Annotated in this window: 14 protein-coding genes; 8 read left to right on the top strand and 6 right to left on the bottom strand. The window is 66.5% G+C overall.

The genetic code is table 11. The features are described 5' to 3' along the window. Positions 1-83 precede the first annotated feature (83 nt). From LFL96_RS05395 to LFL96_RS05365, 7 genes are all read left to right on the top strand, one after another. The gene (locus tag LFL96_RS05395; protein WP_280998857.1) at positions 84-1,757 is read left to right on the top strand and encodes an SH3 domain-containing C40 family peptidase; all 1,674 of its coding nucleotides are present in this window, start codon (positions 84-86) and stop codon (positions 1,755-1,757) included. Positions 1,758-1,970: 213 nt separating this feature from the next. Further along, on the top strand, positions 1,971-2,438 hold the full coding sequence (locus tag LFL96_RS05390; RefSeq protein WP_280998856.1) for a VOC family protein: 468 nt from the start codon (positions 1,971-1,973) through the stop codon (positions 2,436-2,438). Positions 2,439-2,602: 164 nt separating this feature from the next. Next, positions 2,603-3,811: an MFS transporter gene (locus LFL96_RS05385; protein ID WP_280998855.1), complete on the top strand. Its 1,209-nt coding sequence runs from the start codon at positions 2,603-2,605 to the stop codon at positions 3,809-3,811. Positions 3,812-4,351: 540 nt separating this feature from the next. Next, positions 4,352-4,834 carry a spore coat U domain-containing protein gene (locus tag LFL96_RS05380; RefSeq protein ID WP_281000576.1) on the top strand — a complete coding sequence of 161 codons (483 nt, stop codon included), beginning with the start codon at positions 4,352-4,354 and terminating at the stop codon, positions 4,832-4,834. A 17-nt stretch (positions 4,835-4,851) separates the two neighbouring features. Then, complete coding sequence (locus tag LFL96_RS05375) at positions 4,852-5,631, top strand: fimbria/pilus periplasmic chaperone (RefSeq protein ID WP_280998854.1); 780 nt, start codon at positions 4,852-4,854, stop codon at positions 5,629-5,631. Positions 5,632-5,761: 130 nt separating this feature from the next. Continuing rightward, positions 5,762-8,644, top strand: coding sequence for a fimbria/pilus outer membrane usher protein (locus LFL96_RS05370; RefSeq protein ID WP_280998853.1), 2,883 nt, complete (start codon positions 5,762-5,764; stop codon positions 8,642-8,644). Continuing rightward, positions 8,641-9,597, top strand: coding sequence for a spore coat U domain-containing protein (locus tag LFL96_RS05365; RefSeq protein ID WP_280998852.1), 957 nt, complete (start codon positions 8,641-8,643; stop codon positions 9,595-9,597). Before LFL96_RS05370 ends, LFL96_RS05365 begins: the two co-directional genes overlap by 4 nt. A 40-nt stretch (positions 9,598-9,637) precedes the next feature. Here the strand turns inward: LFL96_RS05365 and LFL96_RS05360 are convergent, their stop codons facing one another. From LFL96_RS05360 to LFL96_RS05345, 4 genes are all read right to left on the bottom strand, one after another. Beyond that, positions 9,638-10,024 carry a hypothetical protein gene (locus tag LFL96_RS05360; protein WP_280998851.1) on the bottom strand — a complete coding sequence of 129 codons (387 nt, stop codon included), beginning with the start codon at positions 10,022-10,024 and terminating at the stop codon, positions 9,638-9,640. 635 nt (positions 10,025-10,659) lie between these two features. Continuing rightward, positions 10,660-12,153: a DUF308 domain-containing protein gene (locus LFL96_RS05355; RefSeq protein ID WP_280998850.1), complete on the bottom strand. Its 1,494-nt coding sequence runs from the start codon at positions 12,151-12,153 to the stop codon at positions 10,660-10,662. Positions 12,154-12,330: 177 nt separating this feature from the next. Next, positions 12,331-12,678, bottom strand: a complete 348-nt coding sequence (locus LFL96_RS05350; RefSeq protein WP_280998849.1) for a hypothetical protein — start codon at positions 12,676-12,678, stop codon at positions 12,331-12,333. Positions 12,679-12,930: 252 nt separating this feature from the next. Beyond that, entirely contained in the window at positions 12,931-13,857 is a 927-nt protein-coding gene (locus LFL96_RS05345; protein WP_280998848.1) for a recombination-associated protein RdgC, read from the bottom strand. Between the two features lie 121 nt (positions 13,858-13,978). On the opposite strand from LFL96_RS05345, the gene LFL96_RS05340 reads away from it, so the two are divergent. Then, entirely contained in the window at positions 13,979-14,335 is a 357-nt protein-coding gene (locus tag LFL96_RS05340) for a hypothetical protein (protein WP_280998847.1), read from the top strand. Between the two features lie 159 nt (positions 14,336-14,494). On the opposite strand, the gene LFL96_RS05335 is transcribed toward LFL96_RS05340, so the two are convergent. Both LFL96_RS05335 and LFL96_RS05330 read right to left on the bottom strand, forming a co-directional pair. Beyond that, the gene (locus tag LFL96_RS05335; RefSeq protein WP_280998846.1) at positions 14,495-15,340 is read right to left on the bottom strand and encodes a glycosyltransferase family A protein; all 846 of its coding nucleotides are present in this window, start codon (positions 15,338-15,340) and stop codon (positions 14,495-14,497) included. Between the two features lie 77 nt (positions 15,341-15,417). Continuing rightward, positions 15,418-16,338: a glycosyltransferase gene (locus LFL96_RS05330; RefSeq protein WP_280998845.1), complete on the bottom strand. Its 921-nt coding sequence runs from the start codon at positions 16,336-16,338 to the stop codon at positions 15,418-15,420. Positions 16,339-16,510 lie beyond the last annotated feature (172 nt).

Genomic DNA, 16,510 nt, shown 5'->3' with positions numbered 1-16,510 from the left:
CGCATCATGTCACGCGCCGTTCATATCGCCGCGCGCGCCGACGCCGTATCATCGTGCCCCTGGCCCTTTCCGATTCGAAGCCCATGCCTGTCGCCGTCCCACCCCGCCTTGCTTTCGCGCTGCCGGCCATCGGCCGCGCCGCCGCTCTCGGCACCGCGCTCGCGGCGCTCGTCGCGCTGGGCGCCTGCAGCAATCCGTCGCAGTCGCGCGACGCGCGCGCGCCGCTCGATACCGTGTCGTTGTTCCCGATCGGGAATTACGATCAGAACGTCGATCACTGGCTCGAACCGGATAGCCCCGGCTACGACCGTCCGTTCCTGAGCGCCGCCGATCAGCAGGCGCACTTCAAGGCCCTCTACGCGCGCTATTTCGGCACCGGCACCAGCGCGCCGTCGCCGTGGAATTCGGCGTTCGTGGCGATGCGGGTCTACCGTCAGCAAGGCGCGGACATTGCCGCTTTGCAGCAACGCCGGCTCGACAAGTTCGACAACACGGGCAAAAGCGGCGCGGCGCTCGGCTACGGCGAAAACTTCCGGCCGCACGACAAGGCGTGGATCGATGCGATCGCGCTCAACGAGAACGTCGCGCAGTTCACGCAGGACGCCGTCTATCGCCCCGAGCGGCGCGCGATCGCCACGACCAACCTGATGGTGCGCGAACTGCCGACCATCGATCCGTCGTTCTACGATCACCGGCTGGCCGGCGAAGGTTATCCGTTCGACAACCTGCAGATCTCGGCGGTACGGCCCGGCACGCCGCTCTATGTGCTGGGCAGCAGCGCCGACGGTGCGTGGCGCTATGTGCAGACGCCCGATGTTCAAGGCTGGGTGCGCAGCGACGGCGTCGGCATGACCGACGACCGCTTCGTCGACACGTGGCGCGCGGCGACAGCGCGATCGCTCGGTGCGGTGATCGTGGCGTCGGCGGCGGTGCGGGACAGCCGTGGCGTGTTCCGCTTCGATGCGCCGGCGGGGACGATGTTGCCGCTGGGGGCGTCTTCCGCTTCGGCTTCTCCCGCTTCGGCTGCGTCTCTTGCGGTTTCCAACGCCGCCTCCGCCGCCGCTGCTTCGTCCGACGCCATCACGCGCCAGCTCCTCGTCCCCGCGCGCGACGCCGACGGCCAGGCACTGATCCGCACCGCGACGCTGCGTGACGACCAGATCGCGCCGATGCCGCTCGCCGCCACGCCGCGTCACCTGGCCATGCTGATGAAGACGTTGATCGGCCGGCCGTACGGCTGGGGCAACAGCGGCCTCTACAACGACTGCTCGTCGGAATTGCAAAGCATCTTCGCGGCGTTTGGCGTCTGGCTGCCGCGCCATTCGTCGACGCAGATGAGCGCGGGGCGCATGGTCGACCTGTCGTCGTCCACGCCCGCGCAGCGCCTCGACTATCTCGCGCAGCATGGCGTGCCGTTGCGCACGCTGATCTACATCGGCGGTCACGTGATGCTGTATATCGGCAACACGACCCGCAACGGCGTCGCGGTGCCGGTCGTCTATCAGGACGTGTGGGGTTTGCGGCCGGCCGACGACAGCCGCCGCGCGGTGATCGGCGGCTCGGTGATCCTGCCGCTGCTGGAACACATTCCGGAAGACGCCACCTTGCAGTCGCTGGCGGCCACGCCGACCTTCCAGGTCAGCATTCTCGGCGCGCCCGCCGGCGCGGCGGCGTCGGGCGAGCCGGGTACGCCCAACGCACCTGCCACGCCCAACGCGCCGGCCACGCCGCCCGACGAGGACAATCCGGCCGGTTAAGGCGGCGGGCGCGACGCCGGCACATTCCACCTGTCCGGTACGTCCGCCGCCGCCAGCACCGCGCAAAAAATATTTTTCCCGGCGTGTCGATTCGCAGGCTGGGTGTTCGTCGTACTGTTGAAGACCGCGCCCAGCGAGGTCCTCGACTCACGCGATGCCACGCAAGCCAACACAACGCCACTTCACGAACGATCGATTCAAGGAGCCGCCGTCATGTCCACCCCCGCCGTCAAACCGATCCCGGAAGGGATGCACTCGCTCACGCCGTACCTGATCTGCGCGAACGCCGCCGAAGCCATCGCGTTCTACAAGAAAGCCTTCAACGCCGTCGAACAGTTCCATCTGCCCGGCCCCGGCGGCAAGATCATGCACGCCTGCCTGAAGATCGGCGACTCCATGCTGATGCTGACCGACGAATGGCCCGATCACAACACGCTCGGTCCGATCGCATTGAAGGGCACGCCGGTCATGATCCATCACTACGTGGAGGACGTCGACGCGAGCTTCAATCAGGCGGTCGAAGCGGGCGCGACCGTCGTGCTGCCCGTCAGCGACATGTTCTGGGGCGACCGCTACGGTCAGTTGCAGGACCCGTTCGGCCATCGCTGGTCGCTCGCCAGCCACACGCGCGATCTGAGCCCGGAGCAGGTGCTGCAGAACATGAACGACTGCATGAAGTAAGGCGTGGGGCGAACTTCGGCGGGCGTGGCTGCATGAATCACGAATCGCCCGCCCGGTGCGCCGCATGACGCCACGTCACGCCATGGCCGGCGCAGGCGAGCGGCGCGCACGGCAGCGTTCTTTGATAGGATCGGTGCCACCTTTCCAGCGACGGGACATCCGCGGTGCGCGTCAACCATCAAGCTTTTTTCGGCTCGCTGTTTGTCGCGCGTCTCGCCGATCAGATCCTGCTGTTTCTCGTCCCGCTCGTCGTCTTTCAAACGACGCATCAAGTCTCGTGGTCGGGTCTCGCGTTCTTTATCGAGACCTTGCCGCGCTATCTCGTGTTTCCATTTTTCGGCGCGCTGTGCGACCGCGTCTCGCCGCTCAGGTTGATGCGCATCAGCCAGGCCGTGCGCGCGCTCGCCTGCTTCGGCGGCGTGCTCGCTTACGCGGCATTCGGCGGCATCGGCTGGCTGATCGCGCTCTCGGCCGTGTGCGGTGTGTTGACGAGCCAGGGGCTCGTCGCGCGCGAAGTCATGCTGCCGCAAATCTTCAGCACGCAGCAATTCCAGCGCGTGCTCGCCTACTCGCAACTCGCCGACCAGATGGGCTTCGTGCTCGGGCCGATGCTCGCCGCGCTGCTGCTCGGCCTGTGGCGCTGGGAGTGGGTGGTCGCCGGCACCGGCCTGCTGTTCCTCACCGCCGACGCCGCCCTGCTCGTCTGGCAGCGCGGCAGCGGCTTTCGCGCCGCCGAACCGCCGGCCGCCGCGCGTGGTCACTGGACGCTGCCCTTACGCATCGCGCTGCGCCACGTGCTGGTGCTCCCCGGCCTGAAAAAAATCGTGCTGCTCGCCGCCGCGGAAAACCTCGTGATCGGCGTGACGCTCGCCACCTCGGCCGCGATGGTGACCGGCGTGCACGCGCAATCGAACCGCTACTACGCCGGTCTGCAAACCGCCGGCGCGGTGACCACGGTGCTGATCCTGCTGGCCATCGCGCGCAGCACGTGGCCGCCGCGCGTGCTCGGTCCGCTCGCGTTCACGGCGATCTGCGCGGGCGGCGTGATCGCCGGCGCGAGCGCGGCGCCATGGGGCTACGCGCTCGGCTTCCTGCTGATCGTCGGCTTCGACAAGATGTTCAACGTCTACATTCGCGGCGCGCGGCAGCGGCTCGTGCCGCCGCAGGACTATGGCAAGACGACCGGCGTGATCATCCTGCTGAACAACCTCACGCAGCCGCTCGCGGGCCTGCTGGTCAGCCTGTTCGCGAGCCGTGCGCATACCGGGCCGCTGATCGTGGCGCTGGCCGCGGCGATGGGTGCGATCGGCACGGCGGTCTCGCTCGCTAGCACGCTGATGCAGCGCCGACGCGCATGGGCACTGGACGAATGACGCCCACTCCGCTTTAGGCGCAAACGATTATCGGCGATTTACGCTGCATCAATGGCTATTCGGCATCGATTTAAATCGCCGTTTTAATGCAACGGACAGCGAGCCATTCGGCATTGTTAAATTATCCGATTCGCATAATTCCGAATCAATACGCACGAATCGAATTGCCATTTTTCATTCCCATTCGAAAAAAATGCCAATTTAGGTATTTTCCCGAGCATCCCGGCGCGGCAACAATGACTCGTCTGTCTCGCCCGCCCTGCCTGCCCGTCCAGCACTGAATCGCCATTGACGCATTCATTGAAGCGCAATTTATCGCCATAGCGTTTGTATCGCAAAGAAAGTCTGGTGTAGACTCAATTCACTCATTGCAATGACGTTTTTCATAAAGCAAACACTCAGCGCGGAAATGCCAACCGTCACTCGCCGTTCCGGCGAGCCGGATTGAAATTGACCGCGCGATAAAACCGGTGTCCTGTCGGCCTGAGAGGTTTCATGATGAAACGGAAACTGCTGTCATCCAGCTTGATCGTCGCATTGATGTTCGGTTTGCCTCTTCAGCTTGCACGGGCCGCCGTGTATTCGAACGGCACCGCAACCAGTACCTTCACCGTCACGCTCACCCTCGCCGCCAACTGCTCGATCAGCGCGACCCCGCTGAATTTCGGCAGCAACGGCGTGCTGGCCACCGCGATCAACCAGCAGACCACGGTCGCGGTCACCTGCACGAACACCACGCCGTACAACGTCGGGCTCGACGGCGGCACGGTCACCGGTTCGACGGTGACGAGCCGTCTGATGGCTGGCACCGCGACCGGCAACACCGGCACCACGGTCGGCTTCCAGCTGTACCAGGACGCGGGTCACACCACCCTGTGGGGCAACACGCAAGGCACCAACACGGTCAGCGGCACCGGCAGCGGGTCGGCGCAGTCCATCACCGTGTATGGCCAGGTGCCGGCGCAGGCCACGCCGAAACCCGACACGTATCAGACCACCATCACCGCCACGGTCTACTTTTGACGCGCGGCGCGAGCGCCATGGGCGCGCCTCGCCGGCCTTCCGTCGTCCGCGCCCGCGCGAGCCGGCTCGCACCAGCCTTCGCGACCGCCGGGATTGCCGGCGTCGCCATTGCGGTCGCGCTTTGCGCGCCCGGCGCGCGAGCCGCGACGCTGCAGATTTCGCCGGTCATGGTGGACATGTCGGCGGAGGCCAACGCGACCGGCATCACGCTGAAGAACCCCGGCGAGAAACCGCTGTTCGGCCAGGTGCGCGTGTTCCGCTGGGACCAGGCAGGCGGCGAGGACACGCTGACGCCGACCCAGGACCTCGTCGCCAGTCCGCCGCTGATCCAGATCGCCGGCCATGCCGATCAACTGGTGCGGCTGGTGCGCACCGGCGCGGCGCCGTCGGCGGCCGAGCAGGGTTATCGCGTGCTGATCGACGAGTTGCCTGAACCGGATGCCGCGCCCACCAGCGGAGTGACGATCCGTCTGCGCTACTCGGTGCCGGTGTTCGTCGAACCGGCCGTCGACGTCGGTCAGCCGAAGCTTGCCTGGCATCTGGCGCGCAGCGCGCAAAGCTGGATGCTGCGGGTCGACAACACCGGCCGCCGGCGCGCGCAGATCGCCGCCGTGCAGTTGATCGACAACGCCGGCAACGCCTACACGATCAACAAGGGACTGCTCGGCTACGCGCTGGCCGGACGCGAGCGGCACTGGCCGGTCGCGCTGCCGGACAGCGTCGCGCAGAACGGTCCGCTGAAAGTACGGGCATCGGTCAACTCGCTGCCGGCCGAAGCCGCCGTCAAGCTCGACTAGGGCGGCGCGGGCCGCGTGGCGGCCCGGGACGACCCGGCGCGCTGGAGGAGCGCGCAAGCACATGAGACCGGCGCGGCGCGCGCGCCGGCCGAAGGAACGGACACGATGGACCGCCACGCAATCGATGAGAATGACACGACGGCGAACACGTCATGGATGGAAGCCGCATGCCGTCGCGCTCGCGGCCATGCTGTTCCTGTGCGGTGCGGGCCGGGCCGGCGCGCAGATCCCGCAGCGGGCGGCGGCCGTGGGGGCGGCGGCGCCGGAGGCAGGTTCAACCGCGGGGCCGGGGCCGGCTGCAGGCCCGGCCCCGGGTTCAGTCGCCACGCCGGCTGCCAGCGCCACCTCGAGTCCCGTCGCGACTTCGGGCGCAACGGCGGCCCCACCTTCGGGCGCCGCTTCAGGCGTGGATCTGGGTTCAGTGGTTGCGCCCACGCCTTCCGCGCCGCCGCCCGGTTCGATCGGCACGCCGGCGGACGCCGTGCCGCCGGCCGATGCGGTGACGACCAGCAATCCCCCCAACCCGCGCATGCGCGGCAGCGCGCGTGGCACGACACCCCTGCCCCTGCCGTTGCCGATGTCCTCGCCGATGTCGTTGCCCGTGCCGGGGGCGCCGTCGAATGCGTCGCCGAACCCGAGTCCAGGCGCAACGACACGCACCAACCCGAACACGCCGGCATCCGCGGCGCCGGGCAGCGCATCGACGGCCACGCCGCCGATCCCCGCCGGCGCCACCGCGCTACAACCCGCCGCGAGCGCCGCGGCAGGCCGTGACCTGTACCTCGAAGTCATGCTCAATGGCCAACGCACTTCGCTGATCGCGCACTTTCGCGACGTCGACGGTCACCTGAGCGCGACGGCAAGAGACCTGAGCGACATCGGCGTCGCCACCGACAAGCTCGGCGCCGCCGACTCCGCCACGCTCGAACTCGACCGCATTCCCGGCCTGCGCTACCGCTACGACGCGGCGAGCCAGAGCATCGACCTGGAAGTACCCGACGCGATCCGCCGCCCCTACACGTTCGACACCCGCGAGCTGACGAAAACGCCGGACGCGGAATCGTCGCGCGGCTTCCTGATCAACTACGACGCCTTCGCGCAAACCAACAGCAACGCCCAGCTCGCGCTCTGGAGCGAGGAACGCTACTTCGATCCGTACGGCGTGGTGAGCAACACCGGCATCGCCTACCTGTACCGCGACCTGCATCGCTACGTGCGCTACGACAGTTCGTGGAGCACCTCGAACCCGGCCTCGCTCAGCACCACGCAAGTGGGCGACACGATCTCGTCGTCGCTCGACTGGAGCCGCTCGATCCGCCTCGGCGGCTTCCAGTGGCGCAGCAATTTCGCGCTGCGCCCCGACCTCGTGACGTTTCCGGTGCAGTCGCTGTCGGGCACGGCGGTGGTGCCCTCGGCGGTGGATCTGTACATCAACAACGTGCGGCAATACAGCGGCAACGTGCCGAGCGGGCCGTTCATCGTCAACAACGTGCCGGGCATCACCGGCGCGGGCGAGGCGACCGTCATCACGCACGACGCGCTCGGCCGCACGATCGCGACCTCGCTGCCGCTCTACGTCGATACGCGGATGCTGGCCGCGGGCCTGTCGAGCTATTCGTTCGAAGCCGGTTTCCTGCGCCGCAACTACGGCATCGAGTCGTTTTCCTACGATCCGCGGCCGGCCGTCAGCGCGACCGCGCGGCGCGGCGTCAGCGATTCGCTGACGCTCGAAGGTCACGCCGAAGCGACCGGCGGACTCGTCAACGCAGGCGCCGGCGCGCTGGTGCGCATGGGCATGGCGGGCGTGATCAACGGCTCGCTGTCGGCGAGCGCGGGCAAGCTGAACGGCACGCAGGTCGGCTTCGGCTATCAACTGATCGAACCGCGCTTCTCGATCGATGCGCAGACTTTGCGCGCGTACGGCAACTTCGGCGACCTCGCCGCGCGCGACGGCACGCCGGTGCCGACCGCCACCGACCGCGTGACGCTCGCGCTGCCTGTCTTCAGCCGGCAGACGCTGTCGCTCAGCTACATCGGCTATCGCTATCCGGGCGTATCCGCATCGCGCATCGGCTCGCTGTCGTACACGCTGAGCTTCGGCAGTCTGGCCTCGCTGACCTTCAGCACCTACAAGGACTTCCTGCAGCACGACGCGCAGGGCATCTTCCTCACCGCGAGCTTCGGCCTCGGCAACAACACGTCGATCAACACGAGCGTCGGCCGTCAGAACAACCAGTCCACCTACAACCTCAACGCGCAGCGTCCGCCCGACTATGCCGGCGGCTGGGGCTGGGGCGTGCAGGCCGGCGGCACGGGCGCGGTGCCGTACCGCCAGGCGCAGGCGCAGTACCTCGGCAAATACGGCGAGGTAACGGCGGTCGCGCAGGACATCGACCGTCAGGCGGGCGCCTCGCTCGACCTCACCGGCGCGATCGTGCTGATGGATCACACGGTGCAGCCGTCGCGCCGGATCGACGACGGTTTCGCGCTGGTCTCCACCGACGGCGTCGCGGGCGTGCCGGTGCTGCACGAAAACCGCGTGATCGGCACGACCGATCGCAGCGGCCATCTGCTGATTCCGGATCTGAACGCGTACCAGCACAACCAGGTCGCGATCGACAGCATGAACCTGCCCGCCGACGCGCGCATCGCGACGACCTCGATGGACCTCGTGCCGAAGGCGCATGCGGGCGTGCTGGCGACCTTCCGCGTGTCGCGCTACAGCGCGGCCTCGGTGATTCTGCGCGGCGCGGACGGCAAGCTGCTGCCGCCGGGCACGCGCGTGCATCACGTGGAAAGCGGCGGCGATACGATCGTCGGCTATGACGGGTTGACGTTCATCGAGCATCTGCAGCGCGAGAATCATCTGGAGATCGAGGGGCCGAACCTGCATTGCAGCGTGTCGTTCGACTACGAGCGAAAGAGCGATGGTTCGCTGCCGACCATCGGGCCGTTGATCTGCGGGCAGGCCAGTACGAGCGCCGCGTCGTCCAGCGCCGCGGCGGCGCCATGAAGCGCGTCCTGTGGCTGATCGCGCTGTGCGTCGTACTCGGCGCGCTGCCCCGCTTCGCGAGCGCGCAAACCTGCACGGCGAGCCCCTCCGCGCTGAGCTTCGGCAACGTCAGCCCGATCGCGCTGAGCACCGTGAACGCGACGGGCAGCGTCACGGTGCAATGTACGTGGCCCGCGATCACGCTGACGCCGAGCGTGCAGGTCTGTCTGAACATGAACGGCACCACGCCGCGCGCCATGGCGAACGGCACCAGCCAGTTGCAGTACAACCTGTATCAGGACGCCGCGTATTCGATTCCGTGGGGCTCGACGACGCTCGGCACCACGCCGATCTCGCTGATCCTGAACAAGCCCGCGACCGACACGACCGCGTCGGCGACGGTCAACTTCTATGGCCAGATCCTCGGCAACCAGCCGACCGTGCCGACCGTCAACAACGCGAGCACGCCGTACTCGCAACTGGTGAGTCAGACCTCGTTGAACTATGGCTACTATCTGCTGCTCGCGCCAGGCTGCGCGGCGCTGACGACGAGCAACGGCAGCTTCTCGTTCACGGCCAGCGCGACGGTCGTGAACAACTGCCTGATCAGCACGACCAACATTGCGTTCACGTCGACGGGCGTGCTGAGTTCGGCGTTGAGCGCGACCGGCTCGGTGACGGCGCGCTGCACCAATGGCGACGCGTATGAAATCGCGCTGAGCGGCGGTTCGAGCGGCAATGTCGGCGCGCGGCAGATGCAGCGCTCGGGCGGCGGCGGCGCGGTGAATTACCAGCTTTATACGGATTCCGGCCATACGCACGCGTGGGGCGACGGCACGGGCAGCACGGTCATGTCGACCGGCACGGGGACGGGCAATCCCGTATCGATTCCGGTCTATGGGCGAGTGCCCGCGCAGACCACGCCGATGCCCGGCAGTTATAGCGACACGATTACCGCGACGATCAGTTTTTGAGGATGATGCCGACGGTGCGCTCGTCGAGACAAACCAGAAATTAGAAATTGACCGTCCAGACCGTCTGCTGGGCGTCGCGCGACGCGACGAATGCGACCGGCTGCGCGGCGCCGCGCGATGCGTTCGTCGCGTTGGCCGGGTTCGCGGCGTTGGCTGCGTTCGACGCGTTCGAATTTGCGCCAGCGCCCGATGTCGCCGGGTCGAGGCCGACCTGGGTGATTTCGAACGGCGCGCCGTGCAGACAGGACACCACCGGCTGATTGGCCTGGCTGATCGCTGCATCGGCGGATTGCACGAGACAGGTTTCCTGCACCGTCAGGCTGACCGCGATCGCGGCAAGCTCGGCCGGCGCGGCGCGCAGGGTCGACGTGGCCGGTAATGCCAGAAGAACGGCCGCCGACAGGACGGCCAGAGTGCGGGAGATCATGCTGTTCAGGTTCGGCGCGGCGCGCCGGCAACGGTTCACGGTTTGAAAATGAGGTCGACAACGGGGTGAAACGAAGTCGACGCGAGTTCAGTGCATGTCGGCAGATTTCAGGAAAACTTTAGGCTGCCGGCGGGCGGATTTCTGTGGCGATGCGCACGTTGGCGAGTGGATCGATGGTGCGCTTCGGACGAGGCAGTTATCAACAGAAACTGTTCGCAAGCTTGTGGATAAGCTTCCAGCAACCGGGGCAAGTGCTTGATGCGGTTGCGTTTACCTGGCGAGGTGCGATGGCGGGCGCGAGGCTGTTCGCGAATCGCTCGGGCGCTTGTGCGGCCTCGCGGTCCGGTGCGCCGGCGGCGAGTGGATAGCCGTCTAGCGTTACCGTGCCTTAAGTGCCGTCGCGGGCAACGCGTCCATCGAAACTTATCCCCAGATTTTGTTTGCAAGCCTGGGGATAACTATCCGGCAAAAGCCCCAAGCCGTTGATGCGAATACCGTTTTTTCTTCATCGTCGATGTTGGGCAGCGCGCGCCTGTCTTGCCGCGAAAACGCGCGGAAAAGCGACGGCTTTCCACCTCGGCCCCGCATCCCGGCCTTGCCTCCCGGCTATCCATGTCTCCCGCTGGCGAAGCGCTTCATTCGCGCGCGGTATCGCCGCCCACGCGCCGCGCGGCATCATGGGACGCCGGCGCATGCCGTGCTTCTTCACGCCACCGCCGTCGCGAGCGCATCATCCGCCGCACCGCGAGGCGCGCCATCTTGACCCAGCCCGACGGACGCGGATCGGCCAGCATGCTGAGCGCCCGCGCGTAATCGAGCGTAAGGCCCGGCGTCCACGCCATCGTCGCGGCGCGTTTGCGCAGCTGCGCCGCGACCCACAACTCCGGCGTGGCGAGCACGCGCAGAAACGGCCGCCATCCGCCCTGCTCGCCCCACACGCGCGCCGACGCGCCCTCGATCGCCGCCTCCAGCGCCCGCGATACGCTGCTCGAACAGTTGCGATACGTGAGGTTGTACGTGGTGTCCTGACGATACGTATCCCAGAAGCGGCGCAGACTCGCCGGATCGTAATTGCGGATGCGCACCTGAACCGTCGACGGGCACCACGCCTGCGCTTCCGTCGGGTAGTCGGGCTGGAACAGCCCCGGCACGTCGTTCTCGCGCGTGGCGCGTAGCAGGCGCGCGAAATCGTCCGGCGACCGATCGATCTCCACGCCGGGATACAGACTGATGTAGACGCCCTCGGGCGATTCGAGCGCGGCATGGCCGGTCGAGATCACGCCGTTGCGATCCACTGCCGCGATATAGCGGTCGACGATCAACTGACGCCGCGCTTCGCCCTTCGCCGAGCCGACCGGCGTCCAGATGTGCACGGTCAACGCGGCTTCGTCGGCAGCGGGCGGGCCGTCCCATTCGCGGATGGAGCGTGCGGGGGATGGTGCGGGCGATATTGCAGCAGTCGCCGTGCTCGGGGTCGCGCCGCGGTTCGCGGCTTCGGCGTTGCGGGCCGCGTCATTCGCGTCGGCCGCCTCGCTCGCGACGTTATCCGCCGCACCCCGTCCACCCACCGCCGGATTCGACACGAGCCGCCGCACGCGCGTGCTCAGCAAGATCATGTTCCAGCCGCCGAAGATCAAGCCGAGCCCCAGGCAATACGGCACGGTCCCGGCATAGTGCGTCGGATACGGCTGATAGAAAAAAATCGCCAATGCGATCTCGATGCCGCCGCCGATCATCGCCAGCCGCCACGTGCGATAGCGGACCACTCTGGCCGACACGATCTGCAACAGGCCATCGGCGAGAAACAGCGTGCCGAAGATCATCGACAGAATGAAGTTGCCGTGCTTGCCGACGAGAATCAGCAACGCCGCGCAGCAGAATGCGAAGCCCTTCACGTAGCGCAGCGTGCGCTGGCCGCCCATGCCGGTCCATGCGACCGCGAGCGTCGCGAGCCCTTCGAGCAGCAGCAGCAACGCAAAAGGCGTGATCGGGAAATACAGCGCGTTGTCGAGCGCATCGACGAACACCACCACGCCGAGCGCCACGCTCACCCAGCCGACCGTCTGCAACGAACGCCAGCGCGTGCGCAGGTAATCGACGCCCAGCAGGATCATGACCAGACGAACCATCGGCAGCTCTCCGTGACGGATGCGCGCTACTGATCGCCATCTTAATCATATTCGCGGCAACGGCGGCGGGTCGCTCAACGCGGGCGGACGGAGGCGGCTGCACGGCACGCTGCGTTACGACGCCGGTTCGTGGCGTGTGCCGCGCATCGTCCTGCCGCGCATCGCTTCACCTACAGCTCAGACGTAATGGTGCCGTTTGCGGCGGCGCGATTTCGATGGACGCTCGTCGCGATAGGTCGAGGCCTGCGGTTCGGCCTCTTCGCGCTGCGGCGTCACCACGCTCTGCCCTTCTTCCGTTTCAAACTTCGACGCCGGCTCGGGCTGCCGCGCCTGCGGCATCGAACCGGTCGCGGCATCGACGATCCGCTGCAGTTCGTCCTGCGCATAGCCGGGTAACGGGGTCGACGGGTACGGCATGCCGGTCGCGCCGGCGACGCCCGGCGTCGATACGGCCGCCGCGCAGGTCACGCACGCGATGCCAGCCACACGCAGCGCGATCGAGGAAATGGAGTGGGCAATTTTCATGTCGGGTCCTGGTCGGAGTGACGCGGCCGGCATGAACGGAGTGACTGACACATTGACAGACCCGGCGCGCGTCGATGGAACGGAATGCTCCTGGCGGCATGCACCGTCAGCGCAAGCAGTGTGACGGCCGGGACATGAAGGGTAAATTTTATTAAGCCGGATTCAGACAGGCCAAATCCGGCTTAATCAGAGGCTAGATGCTCATCAAATGCTCAGACGTTCAGATGCTCAGATGCTCAGGTCATCGAACAGTCAGGCCGCGACGGGCTGCGGCATCTGCAGATCGTCCTGTTCGCCGCCAAGCGCGTCGAGCAGATCGCACAGCATGCGGTCGAGCTCGGCGGTCATCAGCGCGACATCCGAATCGAAACGCTCGTCGTCGTTCTGCGCGGTCGGGTCGCTCGCTTCCTTCAGCACGTCGAGCGGCGCGATGCGCTTGATCACCAGCGACGGCGTCAGCACGAACGACACGCGGTCGTTCCACGTCATCGCGAGCCGCATGCATTGCTTGCCGGCTTCGATATGACGGCGCATGTCTTCCGCGTCGAGCGTATGGCCGACGTAGCGCACGGTCGCGTTGCCTTCGGTCGGCGAACGCAGCTCGGTGTCCTGGTCGAGCGTGAAGCCCGCGGGGCCTTCACCGGAAAGCAGCCAGTCGGTCATCGCCGCAACCGGCGATTGCGCGACGCGCACCGTGCCGAGCGGCAACTGATCGATCGATTTCACCAGCAGACCGCGCACTTCGTCGGCGACCGCCTGCGAAGCCGCGTCGATCACCAGCCAGCCGTTCCTGCAATCGATCCACACGCGCGTATCGCGGCGGATGCTGAAGGCGCGCGGCAGCAGTTCGTCGGTGACCTGCTCCTTGAGTTCGCGCATCTGCTTGCGGCCGGGTTTGAAGCCCTGCTGTTCCTCGAGTTCGGCGGCGCGCGCCTTGGTCACCTGCGTGACCACCGAGGCCGGCAGCAATTTCTTTTCCGTGCGAAAGCTCAGCAGCAACTGGCCATTGAGCGCATACACCAGCGAGTCGTCGTCGCGCGGCGACGCCCAGCCGTGGCTCTGCATCTCGACGCTATTGCCGGGGGCGAATGCGTACGGCGCGAGCCATTTCTGCATCTGTTCGGGCGTGACGGACCACGGAGCGGGAAGACGGTGCAACTGAAGGTTTTTGAACCACATGAGCGAGAGTCGGGTTGGGTGCAAGGCGCGTCATTCTATCCGACGGGGGAGCGGGCGCGGACAACGCGGGCTTGCGGAATCGCCTAGACTTTTGACAGACGCGATCGTGAAGGAGGCGGCCATGGCCGATCAAACCTTGCCCTGGCAGAGTGTGGCGTACGAGGGTTTCGAGATTCACGTGGCGGCCTTCGTCGCGCATCCGCCCGGCGAAAGCGGCCGGTCGGCGCAGATGACGACGCACCCGGCCGCACCGTCGGCCGGCGGCGCGACAGACCGCTACACGTACGTCGGCTACGTGTGCCACCCCGGCGCCAATCCGGCGATTCCGGGCCACGCGGTGCCCTTCCACGCGGATGGCGAAGAAAGCTTCGCCAGCGACGACGAAGCGATTCACGAAGGCGTGCATGTGGGCCGCAGCATCGTCGACGGCACGCACCCGGATTTGACGGTGTTGCCGCTGGTGACGGGCGGCGTGTAGATGCAGAGCTAACGTGCGGATGCCGCGCCGGCAGCGGGAGTGCGGGCGAATGCGAACGCGTCGGCTAGCCCCTGAATGGCCGGGACACGGGCATGGCGTTGGCCACCCCGGTCGACCACCGTGGCCGAACACGCCGGCTGAACGCGTGCGCTCACCGCATTAGCTGAACGCGCGTTTGATCCGCGACTTCAGCAGCGCGCGACGCAAGCGGCCGCTTCGCTGCGGCTCGCCGACCGCGAGTCCACCTTCCACCGCGCTGCCGCGCCGCAGGAAATACCGGTCGAAGGTGGCCTGCGTCATGCCCCACTTGTTGAGGAACTGGCGGCGCCCGTCGTTCTTCACGATCTTGCCGGTGCTCTTCTGCTGGAAGTGATACACGAGACTGTCGCCGACGCCGAGAAACACGCGGCAACCGGCGTCCCACAGCTTCATCGAAAAATCGTTGTCGCTGCTCATGCCGGGGCTCAGTTCACTGCTGTAGCCGCCGAGCTTGAACCACCAGTCGCGATGCACGAGCGTGGGCGGCCACGTCGCGCCGCGCCAGTCCGCGCGCAGCAGTTGCGGCGTCGCGGCGACCAGTTCGTCGGCGCGGAAATTCTCCACGTCGCGGCCGAAGTTGCGCACCACCACGCACGGGTTGCCGGAATCGACCGGCTCGACCATCGTGCCCGACAGCATGAAGAGATTGTCCGCGGGCATCTGCGCGAGCCGTTTGACGAGCGCGTCGTCCCAACCCGGGCAGCAGTACATGTCGTCGTTCATGTAGACGATGTAGTCGCGCGTGGCGCGCGCCGCCGCGATGTTGACCGCGTGGCAGATGCCGATGTTGCCCGGCGACGCGGTGTGCTCGATGCCCTCTTCGCGCACCCAGGCCAGCGTGCCGTCCGAGCCGTCGTTGACGTGCACGATGATCTGGTGGGCGTGCGTGGAATGACGCCGCAGGCTCTCGATCACGAGACGCAGATAAGGCAGGTTGTTCCAGGTCGGGATGATGATTGAGAACATCGAATGAATTCCGTGGTGATGGCTCGTGCAAACGGATCGCGCGGCTTGACGGCGGCGCGGGGCGGCTCGCGCGCGGTCTAGTCTTTTGCCGTGCCGCCGAACGGTTTGTTCAACGTGAGTTTGGCGGGCAGATCGGGTTCCCAGCCTTCCAGATCCTCGAACGGATAGCGGCCGAGCGCGTACAGCACGCGCTTGAAGCGGCTCTTGAACGGCGCGCGCGGCACGTTGGGCAACGAGCCGGGCGCGGCGCCGGCGCTGCGACGGATAAAGTCGCGCGTGAAATCGCGTTGCGAAATGCCCCACTTCATCAGGAACTCGCGACCGCCCCGATTGCGGCGGATGCGACCGGTCGACTTGGTGCCGAAGTGATAGATGCGGCTCGCGCCCACCGAGCGGAACGTGCGGCAACCGACCAGCCACAGCTTCATCAGAAAATCGTCGTCGCTGCTCATGCCGGGGCCGAACTCGATGCTGTAGCCGCCCACGGTATGCCACAACTGGCGGCTGATCAGCATGGGCTGCAGCGCGACGCCGTCGCGATCGGACGCCTGCAGCGACGCGGCGAATTCGAGCAGACCCGCTTCGTCGAAATTCTCGGGGCCGGTGCCGAAATTGGCCGCCGTGACGTTGGCGTTGCCGGTATCGGTCGGCTCGATCAGCACCGTGGACAGATACGCGCACGAGTGACCGAGCGCGCGCAGGTTGGCCTCGAAACCAAGATCCCAGCCCGGCGTGCAGAACATGTCGTCGTTCAGGAACAGGATCCAGTCGCGCGTGGCGAGGCGCGCCACGTCGTTCAGCGCGAGACACACGCCGACGTTGCCCTTGCTCCACGTATGACGGATGCCCTGCTCGCGCACCCAGTCGAGCGTGCCGTCGCTGCCGTCGTTGACGTGCACGATGATCTCGTGATCGAACGCCGAATGGCGGCGGACGCTGTCGATACACAGCTTCAGATACGGCAGATTGTTCCAGCTCGGAATCAGGATACTGAACATGACGCGGCGACGAATCTCATTGATGGGAAGTGCGCGGCCCGGGAGCGCGGAGAGCGAACGTGGCGCGATCGAGAATCGATCGAGAATCGGCAAGGGCCGGCGTGCCGATCCCGCCATGTCTCGTGAACGTGGCTCGTAATCGATACGACGCACCTTGAGCGACGAGCGCTCG

This window comes from Paraburkholderia sp. D15 (assembly GCF_029910215.1).
In the GTDB taxonomy this organism is placed as follows: domain Bacteria; phylum Pseudomonadota; class Gammaproteobacteria; order Burkholderiales; family Burkholderiaceae; genus Paraburkholderia.
Note: the sequence above shows the minus strand (reverse complement) of the source record. Positions and strands in the feature narration are given on the sequence as shown.